Source organism: Sphaerisporangium sp. NPDC051017, from assembly GCF_040683095.1.
Lineage (GTDB): Bacteria > Actinomycetota > Actinomycetes > Streptosporangiales > Streptosporangiaceae > Sphaerisporangium.
This window is the reverse complement of record NZ_JBFBCI010000033.1, coordinates 81,944-92,732: the sequence shown is the minus strand read 5'-3', so window position 1 is coordinate 92,732 and position 10,789 is coordinate 81,944. Positions and strand designations below refer to the sequence as shown.

Below are 10,789 nucleotides of genomic sequence, written 5' to 3'. Positions count from 1 at the left end.
GCTTCGGCACGGAGGACGTGGACACCCGACAGATGATCGCGGATCACGCACTGCCGATCAAATCGGACAGCCTCACGAAAGACGTAACCAGTTACACGCGAACAAGATCTTCAGTGCCCTTCTAGGAGAGATATCTCCGAGGGGCAGAAAGGGGCTGCCTGATGTCCGACCCTTGCCTTCCTCACATGCCGCGCGTGAGGGTCGAAGGGGCGGGAGCCCCCTGGGTAGGACAGCCCGAGCCGGAGGCGAGGACCATTTTCCTGCGGAGGCCGGCTCTGTCCATGGGCTGGCCCCGCGCGGCGCTCGCTTCTTTCTGCGGGCCCCGTCCTGTTTGTGGTCGGAGCCCCGGGCTCCCCGGGTCAGTCGTCGAGGGATTGGCGGCGCTTTGATCTTGGGGTTACCAGGTTCTTCAGGGCTCGGTCGAAGGCGCTGCCGAAGGGGTTGTCCTGGACGAGGTACGTCCAGGTGGCGGTGGGGCGTTTCAGGCCGCTTTCCGTGGCGTCCAGGCCGCCCTCGGCGGTGATCGTCGCCGTCTCGAAGGTCTCGACGGAGCGGCGCTCGACCTCCTCCAGCAGGTGCTTGTACGCGGCCACGCCCTCACGGTGGAACTCGTCGATGGGCTTGAGCTTGTGGCCGAGGCCGCGCAGGTGGATGCCCTCGCGGACGTCGGACATGAAGCCGAGGTGCTCGGTCCAGCAGCGGTCGAGGTGGAACAGGACGATCTGCCGCGCGGCCTCCCGCAACGCCGGTTCGCCGGCCTCGGCGACCAGTTCGTCCCAGTGCTCGGGACGGGCGGCGGCTAGCGCGTCTCCGGCGGCCTCGCCGCGCAGCACCTTGTCACGCTGTTCGAGGACCTGCGCGCGCTGCGTTTCGAGCAACCGCGTGTAGCGCCAGGTGTTGCGGTGGATCTCCAGGTGGGTGCCCTCGGCGACCCGCTGGGCGTGGCCGACGATGTACCCGGCCCGCTTGCTGCGCACGACGCCGGTCTCGTCGTCGGCCGGCGGCAGGGACTCGTGGGGCGCGTAGTGGGTGATCAGGTCGTCCTCGAGGCTCACGTAGAACACCGAGCCGCCGGGGTCTCCCTGACGCCCGGCGCGGCCGCGGAGCTGGTCGTCCAGGCGGCTGCTGGCGTGCCGGCCCGCGCCGATGACGTACAGGCCGCCGAGCTCGGCGACGCCCTCGCCGAGGCGGATGTCGGTGCCGCGCCCGGCCATCTGCGTGGAGACGGTTATGGTGCCCTTCTGGCCGGCCTGGGCGATGATCGCGGCTTCCTCGGCGTCGTTCTTGGCGTTGAGGACGACGCACTCGAGGCCGTCGCGGCGCAGGTCGTCGGCCAGGCGCTCGGACTCGGAGACGTCGAGGGTGCCGATGAGGATGGGACGGCCGGTCTCGTGCACGCGGGCGATCTCGTCGACCAGGGCCATGCGCATGTCGACGACGTGGCCGAACACGCGGTCGGGCTCGTCGGCGCGGACGTTGGGCCGGTTCGGGGGGATGACCGCGACCTTGAGGGAGTAGAACTCGCGGAGCTGGTCCTCGACGGCGACCGCCGTACCCGTCATGCCGCATATTTCGGGGTATCGGCGGATGAGGCCTTGGATGGTGATCGAGTCCAGGATCTCCCCGGTCTCGCTGGCCGCGAGCGCCTCCTTCGCCTCGACCGCCGCCTGCAGGCCGTCCGGCCACCGCTGCAGCGTCGCGACCCGGCCCCGGGACTGGTTGACGAGCTGGATGCGCCCGTCGCGCACGAGGTAGTCGACGTCGCGGGTGAGCAGCGCGTGGGCGTGCAGCGCGAGGTTGACCTGGGTGAGGACCTCGGGCGTCTCGTACAGGTTGATGCCGCCGAGGGCCTTCTCGACCGCGTCGGTGCCCTTCGCGGTGAGGAAGACGTTGAGGCCCTGGTCGTCCAGTTCGTAGTGGTAACCGCGCGACAGGCGCCGGATCAGCTCGGCGGTCTCGGCCGAGTCCAGGCCGGGGTCGGCGGCGCCGGCCAGCACGAGCGGGACGCGCGCCTCGTCCACCAGCACCGAGTCGGCCTCGTCGATCAGCGCGACCTCGGGCTCGGGGACGATGACGTCGTCGGCGGACGTCGCGATGCGGTCGCGCAGCACGTCGAAGCCGATCTCGCTCACCGAGGCGTACATCACGTCCTTGGCGTAGGCCTCGCGGCGCTCCTCCGGCGTCGAGGACTGGCTGATCCAGCCGACGGACACGCCGAGCGCCTCGTACAGCGGGCCCATCCACTCGGCGTCGCGGCGGGCGAGGTAGTCGTTCACCGAGATGACGTGGACGCGCCGCCCGCGCAGGGCGTGACCGGCTGCGGCGATCGCGCCGGAGAGCGTCTTGCCCTCGCCGGTGGCCATCTCGGCGACCTGCCCGGACAGCAGGGCCAGGGCGCCGACGAGCTGCACGTCGAACGGGCGCATGTCGAGAGTGCGCCGGGCAGCCTCTCGGGCTATCGCGCAGAACTCCGGCAGATCGCCCATGCGAGGCGGCGGGAGCTCGTCCAGCTCCCTGAGCCGATCCTCATGCGCGCCGGCCTGGGTGGCCGTGCGTTGAAAAGGGCTGATGTTTGCACTTCCCGGGCGATCCAGGAGGTTTCTAATCAACTGCGATATCGAGGCCACATTCCCTCCAACGCCAACTACTGTACCGGCGTTCCCGCGATTGATCACTCATGCTCTGTGCGCGGCGACGTCCCGCCGCGCCGCGCCCGGCCGCGTGGAGAGAGGAACCTCCCTGATGAAGAAGGCGAGGACGAACCCGACCGCGACGATGGGCGCGACGTACAGGAAGATCGGCGGCAGTGCCTGCGCGTACGCCCTGGCTATCGCCGTGCGCACGGGAGGCGGGAGGTGGTGCACCATCTGCGGGGTGATCGCGTTGACGCCGCGCACCGGCAGCATCGTCCCGCCGGCCGCGATGGCGTCCGACAGGCGGTGGATGAAGACGGCTCCCACGAGCGAGGTGCCAAGGGACGCGCCGGTTTGGCGGAAGTAGTTCACAGCCGAGGTCGCCGCGCCCACGTCCCGGTGGTCGACGGAGTTCTGGACGATCAGCACGAGCGTCTGGAGGACCATGCCGAGGCCGAAGCCCGCCACGAACATGTAGACGCCGTTGACCAGCATCGAGGAGTCGGCCGTCATCCGGGACAGCAACACCAGGCCGACGGCCAGCAGTCCGAGGCCGAGGATGGGGAACAGGCGGTAGCGGCCGGTGGCCGAGATGACCCGGCCCGAGCCGATCGACGTGATCGTCATGCCCGCGACCATGGGAAGCATGAGCAGGCCGGACCGCGTGGCGCTGGCGCCGTTCACCATCTGCAGGAACGTCGGCAGGTACGCGATCATGGCGAACATGCCGATGCCCACGAACACCGACACCGCCGCGGGCACGGCGAACTGATTCTCGCGGAACAGGCGTAGCGGGATGATCGGCTCCGCCGCCACCCGCTCGGCCAGCACGAACCCGACCGCGAGCACGACCGCGCCCGCCGCCAGGCCGATGATCACCGGGGAGTTCCAGGCGTACTCGGTGCCGCCCCAGCTCGTCACCAGCACGACGCAGGTGGACGTGCCCGCGAGCAGCGCCGTACCCAGGATGTCCAGCTTGTGCTGGATATTGGGCTTCGGGAGCTTCAGCACGACGGCGGTGACCACCAGCGCCACCAGGCCGAGCGGCAGGTTCACGTAGAAACACCAGCGCCAGCTCGCGTGGTCGGTGAAGAACCCGCCGATCAGCGGGCCGATCACCGACGACAGGCCCCAGACGGCGCCGATGATCCCGGTGTACCGGCCCCGCTCGCGCGGCGAGACGAGGTCGGCCACGATCGCCTGCACGCCGATCATCAGACCGCCCCCGCCCAGTCCCTGAAGGGCCCGGAAAGTGACCAGTTCCGGCATGTTCCGCGACAGCCCGCACAGCGCCGACGCGATCAGGAAGATCACGATGGCCGCCTGGAACACGATCTTCCTGCCGAACAGGTCGCCCAGCTTGCCGTAGATCGGCAGGCCGATGGTGGAGGCGAGGATGTACGCCGTGACGATCCAGCCGATGTGCTCCAGGCCCTTCAGATCGCCGACGATCGTCGGCAGGGCCGTGGACACGATCGTCTGGTCCAGGGCTGCCAGCAGCAGGGCGATCATGAGCCCGCCGAACACGAGGTTCCGCTGCCGGGGGTTCACCTGTGATCGTTCGACGTTCATCCACACCGCCTCTCTTCCGGGGCCGGATGGTCTTTTCCAGCGTACGTAGCGGGATAACCTTCGTGCCGATTCAACCACCGGTTGCGTCCGCCACACCCGGCGTGGTGATCGCCGGGCCCGGTCGTGCCTGCGCGGTCATGCCCACGCGGTCGTACCTGCGTGGTTGTGCCTGCGTGGTTGTGCTCGCGCGCTAGTGTGACGTGCCCGCGCCGCCGTCCTCGCGTGACTCGCCGAAGGCCGGCAGAGCCACCGAGCCCGCGCCCGCCGCCGAGGTCGCACTCAGACGCTCACCGAGCAGCAGGACGCCGATTTGTTCGTACCGGGTGCCGCGCTCGCAGCATGGGACACACCCGAGTCACCGTTCACGTGGGCATGGGCATGGGGCGAACGCGCGCCGCGGTCGAGGGCGGGAGCCCCTTCCCCCTTGCGCGGATTTGGGGGATGTTGGAGTGGGGGTAGTAGAGGCCACTGGAGGCGGGGAATTGACCAAGGTCGTGTGCACGGCGGACGGCAGACGACTCGCAGTCGAGGAAAAAGGGAAGCCGGGAGGCGATCCGATCTTCCTCCTGCACGGGACGCCGGGGAGCCGGGTGGGCCCGAGCCCGCGAGGCTCGGTGCTGTACCGGCTCGGAGTGCGGCTGATCAGCTTCGACCGGCCGGGCTACGGCCTGTCGGACCGGCTGGTCGGCAGGTCGGTGGCGACCGTGGCGGACGACGTCGCGGAGATAGCCGACGCGCTCGGCCTCGACCGGTTCTCGGTCGTCGGCAGGTCGGGAGGCGGTCCGCACGCGCTGGCCTGTGCCGCGCTGCTCCCCGAGCGTGTCATCCGCGTCGCGGTGCTGGTGGGCCTGGCGCCGCGCGCCGCGGAGGGGCTCGACTGGTTCAGCGGTATGACCGAGTCGAACGTCACCGAGTACACCGTGGCACTTACCGGCCGCAGCCGATTCGCCGATTGGCTCGCCCCCGCCGCCCGGAAGATCCGTACCGACCCGGCGAACCTGATCGCCGCTCTGTACGCGGAGCTGCCCGAGGTCGACCGTCGCATGGTGGCCAACCCGCGTGTGCGTGCCATGCTGCTGGAGAACTACGCCGAGGCCCTGCGCCACTCCGAGGACGGATGGGTGGACGACGCGATCGCCTTCTGTTCCCCGTGGGGCTTCGACCTGGAAGACATCAAGGCCCCGACCCTGCTCTGGCACGGCGCGAAAGACCGCTTCTCGCCCGTCGCGCACTCTCGCTGGCTCGCCGGCCGCATCCGGACGGCCACGTTCAAGCTCGAGCCCGACGCCGCGCACTTCGGCGCCTTGACCGTGCTTCCCGACGTACTGCCGTGGCTGGTCAGGGACGCTCGAGCGGCCTGATCACCAAGGTTGCAACTCGAGGTCACGGTTCAGTCTGCGCCATGCCGCCAGAGCGGCGATGTGCGAGTGATTCTCGCCGAGGGTGTGGCGCATCATGTTCAGTGCGCGCTCTCGGATCTGCCGGGCCTCGACCGTCCGGCCGAGCGCGTTCAGCGTCATGGCGAGGTTGGCCTCGCAGACCAGGCTGTCGGGGTGCTCCGGGCCGAGGATTTTCCGCAGCTCGGCGAGAGTCTCCCGGTCGAGTTGCTCGGCGGCGCTCAGCTCGCCTTGTTCGGCGAGACAGTTGGCGACGTTGATCGCGCATACCAGCGTGGACGGGTGGTGCTGGCCGATTCTCTGCGCCAGCGCGCGGAACGTCGTCTCGGCCAGCTGCCGCGCCTCGTGGACATCGCCCAGCTCACGCAGGTAGATGGCGCTGTTGTTGGCCGCGGCCAGCGTGTACGGATGGTCTTCCCCCAGAACCTGGGAGAAGTTGCGCATGGCATCCACGGCAGAGTCGTAGGCGCGTCTGGTCTCGCCCGTCACGTTCAGGCAGGACGCGAGCTCCAGCCGGCAGGCGAGCGTGTCGGGGGCGTTCTCGCCGACGTGGGCGACGTACCGCTCATGCGTGTCCTCGGCGCGCCGCCTGGCCTCGGTCTCCAGGCCGATCCTCCGCAGGGACACGGCGAGGTTCGTCGCGGCACGCAGCGTGTCGACCAGGTCCTCCCCCAGCACCCGGCGGTAGTCCTCCAGGTTGACCTGCAGCATCTCCAGCGACTCCTGGAGCCTGCCCAGCTCGCGAAGGTCGCGGGCGAGCATGGACGTCGTGTGCAGGGTGTATGGGTGCAGGTCGCCGCTGACCCTGCGGCGCCGCTCCACCGTCTCCTGGTCGAGGTCTCTGGCCCGGGCGAAGTCGCCGGCGAGGCGGAAGCTGACGGCCAGGTTGTGCGCGGCGGCGAGCGCCCGGGGGTGATCCTCCCCGAACAGGTCCTTGACCCGATCGTAGTTCTCGCTCGCCATGCGCAAGGACTCCTGGAACTCGCCGAGGGCCCTCAGATCGGCCGCGAGCCCACCCGCCGTCATCAGGGTGTACGGATGGAAGTCGCCCAGCTCCCGGCTTTGGTGGGTGAGGACCTCCGTGTCCACGACGTGCGCCTCACGGTAACGCCCGAGCGAGCGCAACGTGTTCGCGATGTGGAATCGCAGGTGCACCGTCTGCCGGTCGCCTCGGCCGAGCTTGACGTTCCACGCGTCCTCCAGGCGGTTGCCGAGTTGGAGGCTCTGGTTCAGCTCGCCGCGCTTCCACAGATAGCGCACGCGGTCGATCAGCAGCTTGCGGGTCTCCTCCTCATCGCAGTCCTGTGCCCGCGACGGGGCGAGGTGGGGCCAGATCTCGTCGTAGCGCGGCCAGTTGCCCGGGTCGTCGGTGTCGCCCACGCGAGGACGTCCCGCGACCAGGATGCGGTGGACAGCGTGGACGGTGACCTCCTCCTGCTCCGCGTTCATGCGGTCGCGGACCACCGCTTGGATGAGGCGGTGAACCTGGATGGAGTTGTCCGCCTGGTCCACCCGGGCGAGGGCGTACCGGCCGAGCTGCCGGATGACCGGGCCGATCATGAGCTTCTCGCGCATGGCCTCGTCGTAGGGCACGAGGATGTCGACCATCGCGTCGCAATACAGCATGTCCATCGAGACGGGCTCGGGGGCGAAGAACGCGAGGAGCTCCAGCAGGCGCACCGACGCCGGTGAACGCTCTTTGAGCCGTTCGAATGACAGGTTCCAGGTGGCGAGGACCGGTGTCGGATAGCCGCTTGGCGGGTCGCCCAGGGACAGTACCTCGGTGACCTGATGTTCCAGTTGCTCGACGTACTGGCCGGCGGGCATGCCCGTCTGCTCCAGCCAGGCGCCGGCCTGCTCGATCGCCAGTGGCAGGTCTCCGAGGGCGGAGGCGACCTTGTCCGCATCGTCCGCGGCGAGGCCGGGGGCCCGGCGCAGGAGGTGCTCGACGCTCTCCGCGCGGGTGAACACGTCGACCTCCAGCGGGTCGGCCACGCGTGACCAGGCGGGGTTTCGGGAAGTGATGAGGACGTGTCCCGACCCGCTCGGGATGAAGTCTTCGAGGTCCTTCGGATCGTCGGCATTGTCGAAGATCAGTAACCAGCGGGAGTAGGGCCTGCCGAGCCGGAGCGCCTCCCGTACGGCCCTGGCGGCCTCGGCGACGCTGTCGCTCACCGGTGTGCCCAGCCTGCCCGCCAGTTCCGCCATCTCCGGATTGATCAGCTCCAGGTGCTCGGCGGGAATCCACCAGACCACGTCGTAGTCCGCCATGAACCTGTGGGCGTACTCCAAGGCGACCTGCGTCTTACCCACCCCGCCCAGGCCGTACAGAGCCTGAGGTAGCACGACGGTCTTGCTGCCACCGACGATCTGGTCGCGCAACTTCTCCAGCACGGCGTTGCGGCCGGTGAACGCGGCATTGCGTGTGGGGACGTTCCATACGGGCGGACGTGTACCGGGGAATCGCGGGCCCGCGGGGGCGTGCCCGGCCGGATGCTCGGCGAGCTGGGGCCGCCCCAGAGAGCGCAGCAGCGCCTCGGCGGCCTGCGCCTCGTCCAGCCGCATGAGATCGACGAGGGCGCCGTCGTTGAGCGGCGCGATCGGTCGTACGTCCGAGACCTTCACCACGAGCAGCCGCGGTCGGCTCCCCGCCGGCTCGGACATCGCCAGGGTGTCCCAGAGCGCGCGCGGTTCGGGAGAACGCACGTAGGCACTGGACATGATCGCGACGATTCGGTTGTAGGAGCCGATCCTGCGCACGTCGTCGCCCTGGGCGGAGCCGGAGGCGTCGTCCGCCTGCACGATGCGAAAGCCGGCGCGGGTGAGCAGCGAGCCGATCCACTCGGCCCACATGCGGTCCTCCGGGACGTAACTGAGGAGGATGTCCGTCGGTACCGACGTCGGCCTGCGGACGAAGGCGTCTCTGATGCGCAGGCGGACGTCCTCGCGCAGCGGTGGCATGGAGGGGACGGCGCCGTGGGTGATCACATTGGCCAGCCGCTCGAACGCCGCCAGCATCGACGTCGGCGAGCCTGGGGTGTCGCCGAAGGTCGCCAGGGTCTCCTCGAACGCGTAGAACGGCTTGTACGGGATCTCCACCGCGCCCCAGTAGCCGCGCACTTCCTCCTGGGACATCCCCGAGGGAAAGCCCTCGAACCGTCGCCGGGCCAGTGCCCGGCCGGCGTCGAGCTTTTCCTTCTCGCCGTCGTCGATGCGCATCGGCACGGGAAGCACTCGGATGTTGCGGTCGCCGTAGCGGTCGTCGATATGCCGGGCGACGGCCGCGGCGCCCTCGATGCTCTGGTCGCTGAGCGTGAAGCAGACCACCAGGGTGTCGGGAAAGTGCACCGTGCAGATGTCGGCGATGTCGCTCAGGCCGGTGCGGCTGTCGATGAGGATGTAGTCGTAGTGGCTCTTCATGTCGGCTCGCAGCGCGTCGAAGAACTGGCCGCCGCCCAGCCGCTCGTAGAAGTTGTCCCAGTCGAAGGTCGAGACCAGCGAGGCGTAGTCGCGGTTCTGACGGCCGGCCGAGATGAAGTCCAGCGTTCCCTGGCCGGGAAAATGGTTCCACTCCAGGGACACCGCGTGGGGCAGGACCTTCGCGTACGCCAGATGCCAGTCGCCGGGGCGTGGATTCGGACGCAACGTGGCCAGCGAGTACTCGTTGATCATCTCGATCACGCCAGGGGTGGAGCCGATCGTGGTGGCGTCCAGGAACGGGTGGAAGAACTTATGTAAACCAGGCGATTCCAGATCCCAGTCGACGACCAGCACCCTTTTCCCGCTCGCCGCGAGGATCCACGCGGTGTTCGCCAGGGCCATCGTGCGACCGGTCCCGCCCTTGTAGGAGTAGAAGGTGATGATGTGGCCCTCGGGAGCGTCGGTCATGACGAAGCCTCCGCGTCGTTGCCGTCGAACGGGGACATTGGACCTTGGAGCCGCGGGCGCTCGATGGACGGACGCCTCTCGGGCGGGTGCGCCGTCGCGTGGCGAAGATAGTGCGCGATGGCGGAGCGCGCGATTTCCGGCACCTGCTTGGTGAACTGGTCAAGCGTGGGGATGCCGTGCGCGGCGGCCCGCGGCGCGACCCGACCCTCCTCGAGCTTGCGCGGAAGCACGGAGTGCAGTGAGTCGCGTAGGACGGGGGTCGCCTGGGTGGTCTCGTCGTCTTCGTGGTTCCAGGGCACCATCACGCTGATCCACGGGCAGTTCGCGTCGTCCAGCGCACGCAGAGATTCCTTGAACGCCGGAGAGGTGGCGGCCCAGGCATCCATCAAAAGCAGCCCGGGGCACGTTGGTGCGCCGTCGTCCGTGATCTGGTCGGCGTGCTCGGCCAGCGAGCCCACCTCTGGGCGGTGGCCCATGCTCCGGACGATGTCGGCGGTGTGCTCGGCGAGCGGCCTGCCCAGTTTGGGGCGATAAGGATTCCATTCCTGGGAGTTGTGGCCGTAGTGGTATGGGCCGCGCCCCTTCGGTAGATCGGTGATGTCGGGGGCGACGACGGTGACGCGGAGGCGGTGGCCGTTCGCCCTGGTGTGGTCGCCGGCCCCGAACGCGCTTTCCAGCGACTCGTAGTCGGGCGGCGTCATCGGTGAGAGGTTCGCCCTGTCGCCGACCTCCACGATGCGCCGGGCGAGGTTGTAAACAGCGAGGTCATAGGCCGAGCGGAACTGGCGCAGCTTCATGATGCCGTAGAAGCCGTGCTCGGCGTATCGCGCCCCGAGATCGGGATCGACGAACTGGATGGACCGGCTCACCTCGGGCAGTTCGTCGACGGGAACGGGCACCCAGAGGGCGGGGACGATGGTCTCCACTTTCTCTGAGCCCCGCGCGCGGTGGTGCAGAATTCGTTGCGCGAACGCCATCCACTCCTTGCCGCACTGCTCGCTTTCGAAGAAGCGCCTGGAGTAGAGCGGAACGAAGACTCTGCAGGTCGCCAAGGCCTCCGCGAGCCTGTCCGGCCAGACACTACCCGGATGAAGCTCCCGATCCATGAATCCCGGCCTGGCTCCACGGGGTAGACCGGTAAGAACCATCACATGTCGGCATAGATCATTGAACAGCTTCTCGACCCATTGATCGGGATCATAAGGATCGTTCAGATCGTGCCGCGGAGTGTGAGCATAGCTCAGAAAGAAGTACGGAGCGGCTCGTGGGACTTCTCGCACGAGCGGATCCACCCCCAGC

Annotated in this window: 5 protein-coding genes; 1 reads left to right on the top strand and 4 read right to left on the bottom strand. The window is 68.6% G+C overall.

Features of this window, described 5'->3' with window-relative positions; all coding sequences use genetic code 11:
- Positions 1-359: 359 nt before the first annotated feature.
- Both secA2 and AB0M95_RS24685 read right to left on the bottom strand, forming a co-directional pair.
- Positions 360-2,486 carry an accessory Sec system translocase SecA2 gene (gene secA2 / locus AB0M95_RS24690; RefSeq protein ID WP_363768870.1) on the bottom strand — a complete coding sequence of 709 codons (2,127 nt, stop codon included), beginning with the start codon at positions 2,484-2,486 and terminating at the stop codon, positions 360-362.
- A 189-nt stretch (positions 2,487-2,675) separates the two neighbouring features.
- Entirely contained in the window at positions 2,676-4,205 is a 1,530-nt protein-coding gene (locus tag AB0M95_RS24685; protein ID WP_363768868.1) for an MDR family MFS transporter, read from the bottom strand.
- Positions 4,206-4,687: 482 nt separating this feature from the next.
- Between AB0M95_RS24685 and AB0M95_RS24680 the strand changes: the two genes are divergently transcribed.
- On the top strand, positions 4,688-5,566 hold the full coding sequence (locus AB0M95_RS24680; RefSeq protein ID WP_363768865.1) for an alpha/beta hydrolase: 879 nt from the start codon (positions 4,688-4,690) through the stop codon (positions 5,564-5,566).
- On the opposite strand, the gene fxsT is transcribed toward AB0M95_RS24680, so the two are convergent.
- Positions 5,567-9,490: an FxSxx-COOH system tetratricopeptide repeat protein gene (gene fxsT, locus AB0M95_RS24675; RefSeq protein WP_363768862.1), complete on the bottom strand. Its 3,924-nt coding sequence runs from the start codon at positions 9,488-9,490 to the stop codon at positions 5,567-5,569.
- On the bottom strand, positions 9,487-10,770 hold the full coding sequence (locus AB0M95_RS24670; RefSeq protein WP_363768859.1) for a TIR-like protein FxsC: 1,284 nt from the start codon (positions 10,768-10,770) through the stop codon (positions 9,487-9,489). Before AB0M95_RS24670 ends, fxsT begins: the two co-directional genes overlap by 4 nt.
- Between the last annotated feature and the right edge of the window lie 19 nt (positions 10,771-10,789).